We start from the raw sequence: 16,338 nt of genomic DNA, 5'->3' as shown, positions 1-16,338 counted from the left end.
GATTCGATAGGTTAAACTTTTTCGATTTGCCTATTTACGATTGGTTGAGGTATAACGCAAGACAAGATAGCCCAAAATCCCTGCCATAGTAGACCCGCACAATACCCCAATTTTAACTAGATTCATCAACTCAGGGTGCGTTTGTTTATAAGCTAAACCACCAATGAATAAACTCATGGTAAAGCCAACGCCGCAGAGTAGGGCAAGACCGTAGGTTTGTCCTATACTGATGCGGTCGGATTGAAGATAGCTACGATGTTTCACAAAATAATACAGTGGCATAAAGATGCCGAGCTGCTTACCAAAAAATAATCCGAAAGCAATACCCAAAACAATTGGATGAACAAACATCTGCCATTGGATATCAACTAAAGACACGCCTGCATTGACTAAGGCAAATGCTGGTAATATTAAAAACACGATCCAAGGATGTAATTCATGCTCAAATGTTTCCAGCATGGATGGCTTATTACCTTGCTGTTGGTCTGGGATAGTCATTGCTAAAACAATGCCAGCAAGGGTTGCATGAACCCCTGATTTTAATACGGCGACCCAAAGTAAGACGCCAAAAAAAACAAAGACGGAGACTTTCTTGCAGCCAAAATAATTCAGTCCAATCAGTGTGATAACAAATAGGCCTGCGAAACATAACGATAAAAAGGATAAGGAGCCTGTATAAAACACGGCGATGATGGCAATGGCAGCCATATCATCAAAAATGGCAATGGCGGTGAGTAATATTTTTAACGAAACGGGGATGCGAGAACCCAATAGCGATAAGATACCTAACGTAAAGGCAATATCGGTTGCAGAAGGAATGGCCCATCCTTGCAAATACACCTTATCATGAACATTAAACAGGGTAAATATCAAGGCGGGGACTAATAAGCCAGAGAGTGCTGTTATGGCTGGCACTAAGATGGACGTTTTATCGCTAAGAATCCCACGTTTAATCTCACGTTTGATTTCTAATCCAACGAGTAAAAAATAGATCGACATCAAGCCATCATTGACCCACAGCAAGAGCGGCTTATTAATATGAAAATCACCGATTTGAAAGAGAACCGGTGTGGCAATGAGCTGGTTGTATGCAAATCGCATGGGGGTATTGGCAATGATGATGGCGATAGCGGCTGAGAAAAATAATAAAATTCCCCCCAACGTTTCTAAACTGTAAAAGGTATCGTTTTTTTTCACGAAAGCCCGTCCTTTGTTAATCTCTATGTTTATGATTACAGAATACTTTCTGGAATGCCAGCGCTTTATTCCAAGCGGGTTTTGCATTAAACTAATATTTTAACATCACTTGCTTATCATGCCATTGATACGAACCATGACTCCGGTGGATTTAAGTCAGGTATGCCAAATCGAAAAGCGCATTCATCCACTTCCCTGGGGGCATGACATATTTCACCATTGCTTATGGCTAAATTACCGCTGCCATGTCATGCTCGATTCAGACCACCACCCTCAAAAAATAATAGGCTATTGCATTTCTCGCCACTTAAATAACGCCTGTCATATCTTAAATCTTGCTATCGATACGCCTTACCAGCGAAAAGGCCTAGCCAGTCAATTACTCGACGAATTGATTGACGAAGTGATTGCTATAAAAGAAATCGATCACATTATTTTGGAGGTTAGGCCATCAAATCATGCCGCCATAAACCTCTATCAAAAATATGGTTTTCAACAAGCCGGGGTGAAAGAACAATATTACAAAGACCTAACCGGTTGTGAAGATGCTTTTATATTGAAGCGTCAATTGAAATAGTAAGGTATATTGAAACATAGCTTCACTAAATCAATCCACATGAACAGAAATCACCTCAAGAAATGCTTTCCCATAATGGCTTAACTTATGTTGACCAACGCCATGAACCAGTGCAAATTCCGCTAAATTTTGTGGCTTTTTGGCTACCATATCAAATAATGATGCATCACTGAAAATCATAAAAGGGGGTTTATTTTCTTCTTGAGCGACTAATTTGCGTTTATCACGTAGGGCGATAAATAATGGGTGCTGTTTATTGCCTGATGGCGTTGAAGATAGCCTTTGTTTGCGTGAAGCTTTGGGTTCTTTTTTCGGAAGGGCGATAGCGATATGCGTTTCGCCTTTTAATAATCCTCTCGATTTTTCGGTTAATTTTAAAACGCCGAATTGATCAAAATCTTGATAGCAATAATCATGTAAAATTAAATACCAGGCAAGATGGCGCCAAAAATGAATGGGTTTATCCTGGCCGATCCCATACGTACTTAATTTGTGATGACCGGCATGGATTATCTTATCGTTTTCAATCCCACGTAATACGTCAATGACTTGTTGAATACCATAAGATTGCTTGAGCCGGTAAACACAGGAAAGAAATTTCTGCGCTTCTTCGCTGACATCCACTGTTTCGGGCGGGTTGTCACAGACATCACAATTTTGACAACTTGTGGGACAATTTTCATCAAAATATCTAAGCAGAATTTGCCGTCGGCAGTGGTTGGCCTCCGCATAGGCAATCATATGATTGAGCTTATGTTGCTCGACTTTTTGTTGATTTTCATTGGCATTAGACGTGATGAAGTATTTCACTCGGGCGATATCAGCAGGGTGATACAACATCAACGTGGTTGCTGGCAGCCCATCACGCCCAGCTCGGCCTGTTTCTTGATAATAGTTTTCAATGGATTTGGGGAGATCGTAATGAATAACAAAACGAACATCGGGTTTATCAATACCCATACCAAAGGCAATGGTGGCAACCACAATGTCAATTTCATCATAGCGAAATAAATGTTGGACACGCTGCCGCTCTTCATGGTCAAGGCCTGCATGATAGGCCCGGGCAGAAAAGCCTGCCGCTTTTAATTTTTCACACACACTTTCCACATTTTTACGGGTCGAACAATAGATGATGCCTGATTGACCTGTTTTGTCTGCTAGAAATTGTTTAATTTGCGAAAGGCCATTTTCTTTAATCACCACCTTGTAGTAAATATTAGGGCGATTAAAGGAGGCAATGTAATATTTGGGTTGGTAGTGAAGTTTGGCAATGATGTCTTTTTGTGTTTGTTTGTCAGCTGTGGCGGTGAGTGCAATGATTGGCACATGAGGGAACCTTGATTTTAAGCAACCAAGGGCAGCATATTCAGGGCGAAAATCGTGTCCCCATTGGGATATGCAATGCGCTTCGTCAATGGCAAATAGCGAGAGCTCACATTCATCGAGTCGTTGCAAAAACGAATCACTGACCAAGCGCTCAGGGGCAATGTATAATAAATCCAATTGATTCGCATGTAATTGAGACAAGACGCTACGCGCTTCTTCGGGCGATAAGGACGAATTATAAAAGGCGGCGCGAATGCCTAACGAACGAAGGGCATCCACCTGATCGGCCATCAGAGCAATTAAGGGTGAGACAACCAATGCCACACCGGAACGAATTAAGGCAGGCACTTGATAACAAATGGATTTCCCCCCACCCGTTGGCATGAGTACCAGGGTGTCTTTACCTTCTATCAGATCTTGGATGATATCGGCTTGGGGTTGGCGAAACGTTTCAAAGCCAAATACGGTTTGTAAAACAGAAATAGCCGATGGGTTTGTTTTAGAAGGCGTTAATGCTATAGACATACTGATTATTTTTATTGTTTTTTTCAGGACACGCTAGGCTATTGCTAAGGAGTCGAATTATTCTTATTTACCAAATTCCGCCATATGATATCATTGTTTACCATGTTGAAAAGTATTAAAGGAAAAAAATATGGATTTTAACTTGTCTGAGGAACATCTCGCATTCCGCGACATGGCTGCCAACTTTGCTGAGGAAAAACTCAGACCCAATGCCGGGCAATGGGATTTAAATCACACCTTTCCAATTAATGTATTAAAAGAAGCGGCCCAACTGGGGATGGCGGCGATGGTTTGTCGTGAGGATATTGGTGGGGCAGGGCTAACGCGATTAGATGCAGCGATTATTTTTGAACAATTAGCCACGGGTTGTATCACCACCACTGCTTATTTATCCATTCATAACATGGTTGCATCACTCATTGATCGTTATAGCGATGATGCCTTTCGCAAACATTGGGGACCCCAATTAACCAGTATGAGTAAAGTGGCAAGCTACTGTTTAACGGAGCCTGAATCAGGTTCTGATGCTGCTTCTTTAAAAACCAACGCGGAAGATAAAGGGGATCATTATTTAGTCAACGGCTGCAAGACATTTATTTCTGGCGGTTCCGTCTCTGATTTATACCTCACTATGGTCAGGACAGGTGATAATTCCTATAGAGGTATCTCTAGCTTATTGATTGAAAAGAACATGCCTGGTGTGAGCTTTGGTGCACAAGAGATGAAGATGGGTTGGAAGGCACAACCCACGACGATGGTGTATTTTGAAAATGTCAAAGTGCCCAAAAGCCACTTGGTTGGCAAAGAAGGAGAGGGCTTTCGCATTGCTTTAAATGCGTTAAATGGCGGAAGAATCAATATAGCAGCTTGCTCGCTAGGTGGAGCCTTAGCGTGTTTACGAGCATGCCAACGATATATGTTGGAACGAAAACAATTTGAAAAGCCAATCGCACAATTTCAAGGATTGCGATTTTATTTTTCGGATATGTATACCCAATTTGAATCAGCCCGTTTGATGGTGTATCGTGCAGCCAGTGCACTACATCAAGAAGGTCCCAAAGCAGCCACTTATTGTGCCATGGCTAAACGCTATGCCACGGATACGGCATTTCAAATTGCCGACAGAGCCATGCAAATTCATGGTGGATATGGTTATTTGCATGATTATCAAATTGAACGCATCTTTCGTGACTTAAGAGTTCATTGCATCTTAGAAGGCACCAATGAGATTATGCGAGAAATCATCGCTAAGAACACATTAACAGAAGACTATGTCATCGAATAATAGGAGTAGGGAATGGAACATATTAATTATGACGTGGATAAAGAGGGACTTGCTACCATCACTCTGAATCGACCTGAAAAACTCAATGCACTCAATGAGCAGGTTTTACGTGGTTTAGCAGAACTATTTGAGCAAGCGAAGTCGGATAAACGAGTCAAAGGTCTCATTCTAACTGGCAATGGTAAGGCGTTTTGTGCGGGTGCGGATATTAAACGATTGGCTGAGTGCGATGCTCAACTGGGATATCAGTTTGCTCAACAAGGCCAATCGGTATTTCGTGCCTTAGAAACAATGGGAAAACCCAGCATTGCAGCCATCAATGGCTATGCGTTTGGGGGCGGATGTGAGCTGGCTATCAGCGCAAGCATCCGTATCGCAAGTTTTGACGCCCAATTTGGCCAACCTGAGGTCAAACTCGGTGTTATCCCTGGGTATGGAGGAACGCAACGGTTGGCGCGATTAGTGGGTAAAGGTCGAGCCATGGACCTTTGTTTATCGGGCCGTTTCATCCGCGCCGAAGAAGCCTTGGCTTGGGGATTAGTTTCCGATGTCGTTGAAGCAGGTCAATTACTCCCTCATGCCAAAGACCGATTACGTCAAATTACGCAAATGGCACCGTTAGCCATTCAAAGTGTTTTGGAAGTGGTGGATAGAGGATTTGATATGGCGTTAGATGATGCCTTGCATCTAGAGGCGGTTCATTTTGCAAAAACGTGCGCAACGGCTGATAAACAAGAAGGTGTCAGCGCATTCTTAGAAAAGCGTGCTGCCGAATTCAAAGGAGAATGATCCATGCTAGTTGAGGTGAAGACTGCGATTGAAAATCAACTGGCTGTGTTTACATTGTCTCGGGAAAAGGCGCTGAATTCACTAACGCATTCGATGATTAAAACCATTCATTGGCATGCTTACCATTGGTCGCAAAGAGACGACATTACATGCTTTCTTTTTCCCATGTTACAACAAAAAGTCTATTGTGCCGGTGGCGATATTCGTTGGCTTTATGAACAAGGCAAAGCAGGGTTTCATGACCGGCAAATGACCTTTTTTGCCGATGAGTATCGGTTAGATTACGCAATGGGCCAATTTTCCAAGCCCGTGGTGGCGATTGTCGATGGGTTTTTAATTGGTGGCGGAATGGGATTGTTAATGCCTGCCAATACCATCTATGCGACTGAAAAAGCCATGTTTGCCATGCCGGAGACTGGGATTGGCTTTTTCCCAGATGTGGGCATGAGCTATCGTTTGAGTCAGTGTCCTGGTTTTACAGGCCTTTATTTGGCATTGACAGGCCAACGTATGAATGCCCATGATGCCCATTATTTAGGGTTAGTCGGAGGTGTTCTTGAGGATGACGTTGCGTTACAAATCCAAACAATGGCTAAGGAAAATGGTACGGATAAAGCCATCTATCAAATGCTGACAACAGCATTATCGGATAAATCACAAAAGGGCGAGGCCCCCATTGCGTTGCTACGCGATCGAATTGATACCGTCTTTTCAAAGGGTTCCGTGGAAGAGATGATAGAAGCCTTAGGGAAAATGTCAGATGCCTGGGCACAACAAACGTTGAACCAACTAAACAATGCATGTCCTTTAAGTTTGCGAGTTACGTTTGATCTCATGAAAAAAGTTCGAGACGGTGACCAAGCAAGTACTTACCAACTTGACCATACAGTGGCATATCACTTTATGCGATGCGCTGATTTTTATGAAGGGGTGCGCGCCCAAGTCATCGACAAGGACAAAAAACCACGATGGCAATTTGGTCAAATCGCTGATATCCCTCAATCCGTCATTGACCAGTTTTTTGTTTGTCCCGACTTGCCATTGAATCTCGATTATCAACCGAATTTAGTTGAGTTTGAACGTGTGATCGATTCATAAGTGTACACCTATTGCATGCAAAATAGTGTTGTGGATTTAATTCGATAAATAAACGGTTTATTGGTTAGAATTTGTTTATTTTCGCGCTAAAAGCAGCTATGATCATGAAAAAATTTATAGTGTCCCTAGGAGAAAGAGAAATGGCTATGACCCAGAATGATCTATTGGGTGCAATTGATCAGTACGGCGCAAAATTTGTTGATTTGCGTTTTACCGATACGCGAGGTAAGGAACAACACATTACCATCCCCGTATCAGCAGTCGATGACGATTTTCTTGAAAACGGTAAGGCGTTTGATGGTTCATCCATCAAAGGCTGGCAGGGAATTGAAAAATCTGATCTGGTATTAATGCCTGATCAAAGCACCGTTAAACTGGATCCATTTTTCCAAGATGAGACAGTGTTTGTGCGCTGTAATGTGGTTGACCCTCAAACCAACTTGGGATACGACCGGGACCCTCGCTCAATTTCTCAAAGAGCGGAAGCATACCTTAAATCTACGGGAATTGCCGATAAAGTGTTCTTCGGTCCTGAACCTGAATTCTTTTTATTTGATGATGCCCGTTGGGAAACTGGGATTAGCGGTTGTTTTTATAAGCTTGATTCAGAAGAAGCAGAGTGGAACTCTGGCAAAGTGTATGAAGGCGGTAATATTGGCCATCGTCCTGGAGTTAAAGGCGGTTATTTTCCAGTGCCACCGGTTGATTCATCGCAAGATATTCGTTCTGCTATGTGCTTGATTCTTGAAGAATTGGGCATTCAAACAGAAGCCCACCACCATGAAGTAGCAACAGGTAACCAATGTGAAGTGGCAACCAAGTACAACACACTGACTGCGAAAGCGGATGAGTTGCAAGAATTAAAATATGTTATCCATAATGTTGCCCATAATTTTGGTAAGACAGCAACCTTTATGCCCAAGCCATTAGTCGGTGATAATGGGAGTGGTATGCATTGCCATCAGTCACTGTCTAAAGACGGCACTAACCTATTTTACGGTGATCAATACGCGGGCTTATCGGAAATGGCGTTGCACTATATTGGCGGTATTATTAAACATGCCCGTGCACTGAATGCCTTTACTAACCCCGCAACAGTCAGTTATAAGCGTTTGGTCCCTGGTTTTGAAGCGCCTGTTCTGTTAGCTTATTCTGCTCGTAACCGCTCAGCGTCCATCCGTATACCCCATGTGATTAGTCCAAAAGGGCGTCGTATTGAAGTGCGCTTCCCCGATCCCATGGCCAACCCTTATCTCGCATTTTCAGCAATGATGCTTGCAGGTATCGATGGTATCATTAACAAAATTCATCCCGGTGATCCAATTGATAAAGACCTCTATGATTTACCACCGGAAGAATTAAAGGATGTGCCAACGGTTGCTTCATCTCTGGAAGAAGCATTAAATTGTCTGCAAGATGATCATGACTTTCTATTGCAAGGTGACGTGTTTAGCCGACCTTTCTTGGAGAGCTATATTCGCATTAAGCGAGAAGAAATTCAGCAGGTTAGGAGCTGGGTGCACCCCATTGAGTTTCATTTATACTATAGTTTATAATTATAGGTTCAATTAGGGGCTTTCCCTAATTGTCGGACCCTTAATTCTCGGATTGAAAGCGGCAGTCATGTCGATGAGAAAAAGGGTCTGACTCAACCGAAACGGTCAGCAGAGGTTTTTAAAATCCGGCAAGTGGTGGTTATGGAGAACACAATGCGTGTTTTTTTGTTAGGTGTATTAGCTTTTCTGGTTAATATTCCAGCAGAGGCTAAAATCTATCGATGGACTGATAGCAGTGGCCAAGTTCATTTTACTGACCAACCGCGCCCTGGTGCTGAACAAATTGATTTGCCTCCAATCCAAACGTATTCTCCCCCCGAGCCATCGAAAGAAGCAACCAATGACGATGATCAATCCGATAGTGCAAATGACGATGAGGTATCGCCCGGATATAAAGTTTTAAGCATTGTGCAGCCCACCCCGGAAGCGACTATTCGAAACAACCAAGGGTTAGTGCCTATTTTGGTTGAGTTAGAGCCGAAGCTCAGGAAAAATGATAAAGTTCAACTTATCTATGATGGTAAGCCTATCGGTGATCCTCAGAATACGACAACCTTTACCTTAACCAATGTGTTTCGCGGTTCTCATACGGTCTCCGTGCAAGTATTATCAGATAAGGGCGCTGTGTTAAACACTTCTGAAACGGTCACTTTCCATATGCATCGACCGCGTGTTGGCATGGGTAGACCTGCAACCGGTGGTAGGCCTTAGATTCACGGCACACCGATTGACTCTTTTGTTATCCAGTAACATTTGCCCCTTGAATTTTCGATTATATTCCCCATATTCAATCTCATTGATAGATTCAGAAATGATGGGAGTATTCAATGACAAAACAAACGATGGGATTTCAGACTGAAGTCAAACAAATGCTTAACTTGGTGATTCACTCACTTTACTCTAACAAAGAAATCTTTTTAAGAGAGTTAATTTCTAATGCATCGGATGCACTGGATAAGTTGCGTTTTTTGGCATTAAGTAACAGTGAGCTGTATGAGAATGATTCCGATTTAAAAATTACCCTTGAAGTGGATGAAAAGAAAAAGCAAATTGTCATTCGCGACAATGGCATTGGCATGAGCAAAGAAGAAACCATTGCTAATTTAGGGACCCTTGCAAAATCAGGTACAAAAGAGTTTTTAAGTCACTTATCGGGCGATCAAGCCAAAGATTCTCATTTGATAGGTCAATTTGGCGTTGGTTTTTATTCGGCATTTATTGTGGCTGACAAAGTGACTGTTCATACGCGAAAGGCGGGTGTTTCTGCGAAGGAAGGGGTTGTTTGGCAATCGTCCGGAGATGGTGAGTTCACTGTCGATGATAAAACATTATCACATCGTGGCACAGAGATAATTCTTCATTTGAAAAAAGACGAGGATGAGTTTTTAAGCGATTACCGCTTACGCTCAATCATTAATAAATATTCCGACCATGTGTGTTGGCCAATTCAAATGAAGAAAATGGATGACGAGGGAAAAGAGTCTGATGATTTTGAAACCATTAATAAAGCAACAGCACTTTGGACATTAAGCAAGTCAGAAATCAGCAGCGAGCAATATGAAGAGTTTTACAAATCCATATCCCATGACTACCAGACCCCACTTACCTGGACGCATAATCATGTGGAAGGAAAACACGATTATATTTCCTTGCTCTACATTCCCTCTTCTGCACCGTATGATTTATGGCAACATGAAGCCAAACATGGCTTGAAGCTATATGTCAAACGTGTATTTATCATGGATGATGTTAATCAGTTCTTGCCACGGTACTTACGCTTTGTGAAGGGAATCATTGATGCGAGCGATTTACCCTTAAATGTGTCACGTGAAATTTTGCAAGATAACAAACAAGTAGATGCTATCCGCTCAGCCTGTACTAAGCGCGTACTATCGATGTTGGAAAAATTAAGCAAACAAGAAGACGACAAGTATCAAAAATTTTGGAAAGAATTCGGCCTTGTATTGAAAGAAGGACCGATTGAAGACTATAGCAATAAAGAAGAAATCGCCAAGTTGCTACGCTTTGCCTCCACCCATAATGCGGATGATCAGCAAACGGTTTCACTAACTGATTATGTGAGTCGAATGAAGGAAGGGCAAGACCAAATCTATTACATCACGGCTTCCAGTTATAATGCCGCTAAAAATAGCCCTCATTTAGAAATATTCCGTAAAAAGGAAATAGAAGTCTTGCTGCTCAGCGATAAAGTCGATGAATGGTTAGTCAGTTATTTAAGTGAGTTTGATGAAAAACCTTTGAAATCAATCGCTAAAGGGGATGTCAAACTGGATAATAATGAAGAAGAGCAAGCAGCCATTAAGGAGAAGGAAAAGTCATTTGAATCGATGTTGTCTCAAATTCAAACGATTTTAGGTGAAAAAGTTAAATCGGTGAAATTATCTAATCGCCTAACGGATTCGCCCGCTTGTGTGGTGGCTGATGATCAAGACATGGGACTTGAAATGCAGCGTATTCTTCAGGCAGCAGGTCAGCAATTACCGGCAACTAAACCCGTTTTGGAGATAAATCCCGATCACTCGTTAATCAAAAACCTTCATGCCGTCACTGATGATGAGAAATTTAAAGAATGGGTCTATTTGTTGTTTGACCAAGCATTACTTGCTGAAGGCGGACAATTAGATAATCCGGGTGAATTTGTTCGCCGAATGAATCGTATGTTAGTTGGTGGGTGCGTGGATTAGCATAATTTAGCATTACCTTGCGATAAGCTGGGTAGTGCTAAACCGTTTACTCATTTAAAACGTCGCTGGAAGCCAATCGTTGAGAGGACTTTCGTACTAATTTCCTCAATTGAGCAGGCGGTTGAATTGATATAAGGGATATTTTCATGCTGATATATCGCTTCAATTTGGGATGTTTCAATGCGGCATGTCTCAACGGATGCATACTTACTGTTGGGTCTTCTTTCACTGCGTATTTGTTGAAGTCGGTCACAGTCAATGGTTAGGCCAAACAATTTATTTTTATAGGGTTTTAAACACTCAGGAAGACTCGTGCGGGTTAAATCTTCTTCTGTGAAAGGGTAATTGGCAGCAAATGCGCCAAAGTGAAGCGCCATATACAAACAACTCGGTGTTTTTCCACTACGAGAGACCCCAATGAGGATAATGTCTGCCTTATCATACCCTTTGAGACGTATGCCATCATCATGCTGTAGTGCATAATCCACGGCCTCGATGCGATTTCGATAGGCTTGGCCATTTTTAACGGCGTGGCTTTTTCCAACACTATAGGACGATCGAACACCTAACTCATTTTCCAAGGGAGATAAAAATGTGGTAAATAGATCAACCATGAACGCATTCGCCTCTTTCAGAATCGCTAAAATTTCAGGTTGGACAATCGTTACAAATACAATGGGCCTTTCTTTACTTGATTGAGCAACACTATTGATCTTATCAACGGCTTCATAGGCTTTTGGTAATGAGTTGACATAGGGGAGGGTAATGTTTTTAGTTTGAACGTGGTCAAATTGGGTCATCAGGCTGTTTCCCAATGTTTCAGCTGTAATCCCCGTTCCATCTGATACCATAAATATTGTACGCGACATAATTTCTCAAAATCATTAATTAAAATGGATAAGCCCAAATTCACACTGTCTCGGCTTCGCCGAGTTATACCCACATTCCGCTTTGCTCCATACGGACTACGATCAACATTAGCCCGTATGGAGGCCTTTTGCCGTAATTCGGGAAGCATCGGCGAAGCCGATTCCTTTTAGACTTGAATCGTAATGATTAATTTTAACATTTTCATTAAGAATGTGCTATTTTTAAATAATATCAATAGATTATATTGCCGCTGATGGTGCTTTTGGTTGTCTGAGTATCAGTGATTCCGATAACCAAATCCTTGAGGAGCAATCGATGGTTAAAACAATACAAGAGCAGTCATTGTGGTTAAGATGGGCAACTGAGATTCAAGCGATAGCACAGACAGGCCTTAGTTATACGAAAGATGTGTATGATTGGGAGCGGTATGAGAAGTTGGTTGCAATTTCTGCTCAAATGATGGCCGAGCTAACTGACGCAGATAAAAGCGCATTATACAAAGCATTTTTACAACAAAAAGGGTATGCTTGTCCAAAGCTGGATGTTAGAGCCTTTATCGTTAAAGAGGATTCCATTTGCCTTGTTCAAGAAGCACAAGATAGCAAATGGTCTTTACCGGGAGGATGGGCCGACGTCAATCAGACACCTTCCCAATGCGTCATCCGAGAAGTATTAGAAGAAACAGGGTTTCGCGTTGAAGCCGATTATTTAATGGCTTATTGGGATACAGCGCATCATGATCACCCACCTCATTGGCCTTATATTTATAAAGCGATATTTGCCTGTGAGCTGAAAGGTGGAACGCGAAAGTTTAGCCACGAAATTGAAGATATAAAATTTTTTCCTATTGATAAATTACCAACTTTGTCTCAATATCGAATTACTGAAAAACAAATTCAACAGCTCTATACTTTATATAAACAAGGTAATAAAGTCACGGTTTTTGATTAAAAGGTCTAGTATGCTTGAGCAAGATAGATATCAAAAAAGTCCCAAATTATATGTGATAGGCTTAACCATGTTGGTGCTGTTTTGGGTGTTTATCTTATATAGTCTCTATATAATCCCATTTTTAATTTGGGATTTACGATATGATATTCCCGAACTGGTTTTAAGTTGGCTATTTTACTTGCAATTTGACTTAGGGATGAGTGTACGATTATCCAAGGTTCTAACATTCTTAACCTATGCACTTCCAGCGCTGGTTTTTATGTTGATTTCCAGCATTATTTCCAATTATATTGATAACAAGATTGTCAGAGAAGAAGAAAATAAGGTGAGAACATCGATTCCTGTTGATGAAGCGCCTCAGCCTACATCTGCTGCACTTGGTCCGATCAAACAAGATATAAGCTTTGCAACCAAATTGGTATTATTAATGCTGGTTGCCTTAGTTGTATTGTTTACTGTGGAGTGGCTAATATCAGTCCCTGCCCCTGCAAGTTAAGGAAGATAGATCATGTTTAATATTCGACAACGCCAAATTAACAAACTATTAAAGAGAGTTAAAGCGTACCAAGCTGGCCGACTGAATGCTGAGCCTTCTGAATCGGCATTAAAAAAAGAAATAAAGATATACAAAAAACTCATTAAACTGTACCAAAAACTAATCGGCAAAAAGCGGTATCCCCATGCACAAATACAGATAATTGAAAGTTATCGTGTGGCTGCAGGTCTCCATGATGCTGAATCCAGTTATCATCTTGGAAAATATATGATGGATGAAGCGAACTATCGTCAGCATTTAGAAGAAGAAGGGCTATTCTCACATCCCTCAAATCTAAAGCAACGAGATAGTTGCTATGAGCAAGCTCATATCTATCTTGAGGCGGCTACCAACCTAGGTCACATTGAAGCGATGCGGCTGCTAGGACTTAGTTATATCCATGGCTGGGGTAAAGCAAAAGACAAGGATAAAGGATTTGATATGGTGGTTAGTAGCATTGAAAAGGAAAATGCTTGGGGTAAGTTAACTGAAATATTCTCGCGATTGGGGTTGAATCGGCCAGAATTAATTTCAGAATTAATCCAGCATCGAAGAAAATAACATGGATGGTATTCTTCTATCCTGGCTATTTAAGGGTAAAATGCTAAATACCATTGGATAATTGTTGGGCTATATAATAAGGCAATAAACCCCGAGGCAATTAAAAAGGGACCAAATGGGATAGGCGTATCTTTGCTTTGTTGACTCATGCGAAGATAAATCATACCAACAATCGCTCCAATTAAAGAAGATAGCAGCAAAATTAGCGGTAATGCTTTCCAGCCCATCCAAGCGCCAAAAGCGGCATATAATTTAAAATCACCATTGCCCATGCCAATTTTTCCGGTAACCCAGTAAAATAATTGGATAAATAGCCATAAAAATAAATAGGCACCAATCGCACTATAAATAGCCGTATTCACATCGATAAATAAGGACTGTGTGTTAGCTAAGAGTCCTATCCAAAGCAGTGATAAACTCAAACTGTCTGGAATAAGTTGATGATCCAAATCAATGAAAAAAATAGTGATGGCGTAAAATAAAAATAACAAACTAAACAAAAATGCTGCTGTTTGACCAAAATGGATAGCACATAATAAGGCAAGAAGGGCGGTAGTCGCTTCAACTATGGGGTAACGCCAGGAGATCTTTTCCTTGCATTGCCGACATCGACCCCTTAAAAGAATAAAACTTAGGATAGGGATATTGTGCCAAAATGGGATCAGTGTTTGGCAATGGGGACAATGAGATCTTGGTGAAACCAGGTTTATTTTCGTTTCTTCTTTTTCAGGGAGTGCTAGTAATGTGCGACAATCTATTCGCCATTCAGATAAAATCATCTGTGGCAGTCGAGCGATAACAACATTCAAAAAACTGCCAATACACAGTGCAAATAATACGGTGAAAATATAAAAATACATCGGTGGTAAATGAAACATTGCTATCCTTGTTATTATTCTCTGAACGCCGATCTCTTCGTTAAAAATTGTTTTTCATAAGCATTTTAAGCACATTATGCTACACATCAACTATATAACTTCAACTCATCAATCCCTCATCCGCCCTTTGGGTACCTTCCCCCATGTCTTGGGAGAAGGAAAACTGAAGTAAGTTATAGCGTGGTCCTAATTCAGTTGATGAATAGAAAAAAAATGTATCTTTGATGCGATTGGCCAACGGTAATTAGGGTTGAAATTAGACGGCAGAACCCAGTTTGAATATCGGTAAATACATTGCCACAACCATGCCTCCGACCAATATCCCTAATATTGACATAATTATTGGTTCAAGCAAACTACTTAGTGCATCAACCGCATTATCGACTTCTTCCTCATAGAAATCGGCAACCTTGGCTAGCATGGTTTCTAACGAACCCGATTCCTCACCAATTGCCACCATTTGTACGACCATGTTGGGGAATAAATTAGTATGCTCCATGGCCAGTTGCATCGTGGTCCCTGTTGAAACCTCGGTACGAATATTCTCGGTTCCTTTTGCATACAGAATATTCCCGGTTGCACCGGATACAGAATGAAGGGCTTCCACTAAAGGAAGACCAGCAGCGAATGTTATCGATAGGGTTCTTGCAAACCGCGCAATAGCCGCTTTCTCAATAATCGGACCAATGATTGGGAATTTTAATAAACTCGCATCAACTTTTTCGGCAAAGGGTTTGGAATGCTTAAGGGTATAGACAAATCCCCAGACAGCCGATATAGCGACACCAAAAATAATATACCAGTAAGCTTGGAAAAATTCTGAAATCGAAATAACCATTTTCGTTAGTGCAGGCAGATCAGCGCCAAACCCTGAAAACAACGATTCAAATTGTGGAACCACAAAGATCATTAACCCCGCTGTCACTAAGAATGCGACTACCATAACGGCAATCGGATAAGTAAGTGCTTTTTTGATTTTTTTCTTAATGGTTTCAATCTTTTCTTTATAAGTTGCTACCTTGTCTAACATAATTTCAAGTGAACCTGATTTTTCCCCTGCATCGACAAGATTGCAAAATAAGTCACCAAAGTAGTCAGGTTGCTTTTTCAATGCTTCGGATAAGGTTAATCCTGTTTCGACTTCTGCCTTGATTTCAAGGATTAGTTTTTGCATGCGTTTATTTGCTTGGCCTTTGGCGACAATATCAAACGATTGCATAAGCGGTATACCCGATTTTATCATGGTGGCTAATTGTCGGGAAAAAACGGTAATATCTCCTTGCTTTATTTTTTTATTGCTCGAATCAAATAATGAACCCCGCTTTTTTTGCACCTTGCGTGTGACAATTCCTTTTTTACGCAAATCGGCTTTTGCGAGCGCAACAGAACGGGCTTCAATTTCGCCTTTGCATTTTTCACCCGATTTATTGATGCCTTCATATTGGAAGACTGCTACTTGTGTTGTTTTTGTATTCGCCATGTCAT

The 16,338-nt window shown here is 41.3% G+C and carries 15 protein-coding genes; 10 read left to right on the top strand and 5 right to left on the bottom strand.

Features of this window, described 5'->3' with window-relative positions; genetic code table 11:
* Positions 1–30: 30 nt before the first annotated feature.
* Positions 31–1,197, bottom strand: a complete 1,167-nt coding sequence (gene nhaA, locus AB3348_RS08705; protein ID WP_367607204.1) for a Na+/H+ antiporter NhaA — start codon at positions 1,195–1,197, stop codon at positions 31–33.
* A 118-nt stretch (positions 1,198–1,315) separates the two neighbouring features.
* On the opposite strand from nhaA, the gene rimI reads away from it, so the two are divergent.
* The gene (gene rimI, locus AB3348_RS08700) at positions 1,316–1,774 is read left to right on the top strand and encodes a ribosomal protein S18-alanine N-acetyltransferase (protein ID WP_367607203.1); all 459 of its coding nucleotides are present in this window, start codon (positions 1,316–1,318) and stop codon (positions 1,772–1,774) included.
* Between the two features lie 30 nt (positions 1,775–1,804).
* Here rimI and recQ read toward each other — a convergent pair whose 3' ends face one another.
* Positions 1,805–3,625 carry a DNA helicase RecQ gene (gene recQ, locus AB3348_RS08695; protein ID WP_367607202.1) on the bottom strand — a complete coding sequence of 607 codons (1,821 nt, stop codon included), beginning with the start codon at positions 3,623–3,625 and terminating at the stop codon, positions 1,805–1,807.
* A 130-nt stretch (positions 3,626–3,755) separates the two neighbouring features.
* Here recQ and AB3348_RS08690 point away from each other — a divergent pair, with 130 nt between their 5' ends.
* The 6 genes from AB3348_RS08690 to htpG all read left to right on the top strand — a co-directional run bounded on the left by AB3348_RS08690 (position 3,756) and on the right by htpG (position 11,058).
* A complete protein-coding gene (locus AB3348_RS08690) occupies positions 3,756–4,910 on the top strand; it encodes an acyl-CoA dehydrogenase family protein (protein WP_367607201.1) in 1,155 nt (384 codons plus the stop codon).
* 12 nt (positions 4,911–4,922) lie between these two features.
* Positions 4,923–5,699, top strand: a complete 777-nt coding sequence (locus tag AB3348_RS08685) for an enoyl-CoA hydratase/isomerase family protein (protein WP_367607200.1) — start codon at positions 4,923–4,925, stop codon at positions 5,697–5,699.
* A gap of 3 nt (positions 5,700–5,702) precedes the next feature.
* Positions 5,703–6,797 (top strand): enoyl-CoA hydratase/isomerase family protein, encoded by a 1,095-nt coding sequence (locus tag AB3348_RS08680; RefSeq protein ID WP_367607199.1) that lies wholly within the window; start codon positions 5,703–5,705, stop codon positions 6,795–6,797.
* Positions 6,798–6,943: 146 nt separating this feature from the next.
* On the top strand, positions 6,944–8,353 hold the full coding sequence (glnA, locus tag AB3348_RS08675) for a type I glutamate--ammonia ligase (RefSeq protein WP_367607286.1): 1,410 nt from the start codon (positions 6,944–6,946) through the stop codon (positions 8,351–8,353).
* 153 nt (positions 8,354–8,506) lie between these two features.
* Positions 8,507–9,064: a DUF4124 domain-containing protein gene (locus AB3348_RS08670; protein ID WP_367607198.1), complete on the top strand. Its 558-nt coding sequence runs from the start codon at positions 8,507–8,509 to the stop codon at positions 9,062–9,064.
* A 116-nt stretch (positions 9,065–9,180) separates the two neighbouring features.
* Positions 9,181–11,058, top strand: a complete 1,878-nt coding sequence (gene htpG / locus AB3348_RS08665; protein ID WP_367607197.1) for a molecular chaperone HtpG — start codon at positions 9,181–9,183, stop codon at positions 11,056–11,058.
* Between the two features lie 50 nt (positions 11,059–11,108).
* Here htpG and AB3348_RS08660 read toward each other — a convergent pair whose 3' ends face one another.
* Positions 11,109–11,927 (bottom strand): pyruvate, water dikinase regulatory protein, encoded by an 819-nt coding sequence (locus AB3348_RS08660; protein ID WP_367607196.1) that lies wholly within the window; start codon positions 11,925–11,927, stop codon positions 11,109–11,111.
* A 316-nt stretch (positions 11,928–12,243) separates the two neighbouring features.
* On the opposite strand from AB3348_RS08660, the gene AB3348_RS08655 reads away from it, so the two are divergent.
* The 3 genes from AB3348_RS08655 to AB3348_RS08645 are packed head-to-tail and all read left to right on the top strand — an operon-like array spanning position 12,244 to position 13,975.
* Positions 12,244–12,879 carry an NUDIX hydrolase gene (locus AB3348_RS08655; protein WP_367607195.1) on the top strand — a complete coding sequence of 212 codons (636 nt, stop codon included), beginning with the start codon at positions 12,244–12,246 and terminating at the stop codon, positions 12,877–12,879.
* Between the two features lie 10 nt (positions 12,880–12,889).
* Positions 12,890–13,375, top strand: coding sequence for a hypothetical protein (locus tag AB3348_RS08650; protein WP_367607194.1), 486 nt, complete (start codon positions 12,890–12,892; stop codon positions 13,373–13,375).
* Between the two features lie 12 nt (positions 13,376–13,387).
* On the top strand, positions 13,388–13,975 hold the full coding sequence (locus tag AB3348_RS08645) for a hypothetical protein (RefSeq protein WP_367607193.1): 588 nt from the start codon (positions 13,388–13,390) through the stop codon (positions 13,973–13,975).
* A 29-nt stretch (positions 13,976–14,004) separates the two neighbouring features.
* Here AB3348_RS08645 and AB3348_RS08640 read toward each other — a convergent pair whose 3' ends face one another.
* Together AB3348_RS08640 and AB3348_RS08635 are read right to left on the bottom strand one after the other, a co-directional pair.
* Complete coding sequence (locus tag AB3348_RS08640) at positions 14,005–14,853, bottom strand: A24 family peptidase (RefSeq protein ID WP_367607192.1); 849 nt, start codon at positions 14,851–14,853, stop codon at positions 14,005–14,007.
* A 256-nt stretch (positions 14,854–15,109) separates the two neighbouring features.
* On the bottom strand, positions 15,110–16,333 hold the full coding sequence (locus AB3348_RS08635) for a type II secretion system F family protein (RefSeq protein WP_367607191.1): 1,224 nt from the start codon (positions 16,331–16,333) through the stop codon (positions 15,110–15,112).
* Between the last annotated feature and the right edge of the window lie 5 nt (positions 16,334–16,338).

This window comes from Legionella sp. W05-934-2, from assembly GCF_964199965.1.
Classification (GTDB): Bacteria; Pseudomonadota; Gammaproteobacteria; order Legionellales; family Legionellaceae; genus JAFIFT01.
This window is presented reverse-complemented; position numbering and strand designations above follow the sequence as displayed.

Excerpts from the sequence above, each read along its gene's own strand:
- rimI (WP_367607203.1), top strand. The coding sequence starts at position 1,316 with ATGCCATTGATACGAACCATGACTCCGGTGGATTTAAGTCAGGTATGC.
- recQ (WP_367607202.1), bottom strand. The coding sequence starts at position 3,625 with ATGTCTATAGCATTAACGCCTTCTAAAACAAACCCATCGGCTATTTCT.
- AB3348_RS08690 (WP_367607201.1), top strand. The coding sequence starts at position 3,756 with ATGGATTTTAACTTGTCTGAGGAACATCTCGCATTCCGCGACATGGCT.
- AB3348_RS08685 (WP_367607200.1), top strand. The coding sequence starts at position 4,923 with ATGGAACATATTAATTATGACGTGGATAAAGAGGGACTTGCTACCATC.
- AB3348_RS08680 (WP_367607199.1), top strand. The coding sequence starts at position 5,703 with ATGCTAGTTGAGGTGAAGACTGCGATTGAAAATCAACTGGCTGTGTTT.
- glnA (WP_367607286.1), top strand. The coding sequence starts at position 6,944 with ATGACCCAGAATGATCTATTGGGTGCAATTGATCAGTACGGCGCAAAA.
- AB3348_RS08670 (WP_367607198.1), top strand. The coding sequence starts at position 8,507 with ATGCGTGTTTTTTTGTTAGGTGTATTAGCTTTTCTGGTTAATATTCCA.
- htpG (WP_367607197.1), top strand. The coding sequence starts at position 9,181 with ATGACAAAACAAACGATGGGATTTCAGACTGAAGTCAAACAAATGCTT.
- AB3348_RS08660 (WP_367607196.1), bottom strand. The coding sequence starts at position 11,927 with ATGTCGCGTACAATATTTATGGTATCAGATGGAACGGGGATTACAGCT.
- AB3348_RS08655 (WP_367607195.1), top strand. The coding sequence starts at position 12,244 with ATGGTTAAAACAATACAAGAGCAGTCATTGTGGTTAAGATGGGCAACT.
- AB3348_RS08650 (WP_367607194.1), top strand. The coding sequence starts at position 12,890 with ATGCTTGAGCAAGATAGATATCAAAAAAGTCCCAAATTATATGTGATA.
- AB3348_RS08645 (WP_367607193.1), top strand. The coding sequence starts at position 13,388 with ATGTTTAATATTCGACAACGCCAAATTAACAAACTATTAAAGAGAGTT.
- AB3348_RS08640 (WP_367607192.1), bottom strand. The coding sequence starts at position 14,853 with ATGTTTCATTTACCACCGATGTATTTTTATATTTTCACCGTATTATTT.
- AB3348_RS08635 (WP_367607191.1), bottom strand. The coding sequence starts at position 16,333 with ATGGCGAATACAAAAACAACACAAGTAGCAGTCTTCCAATATGAAGGC.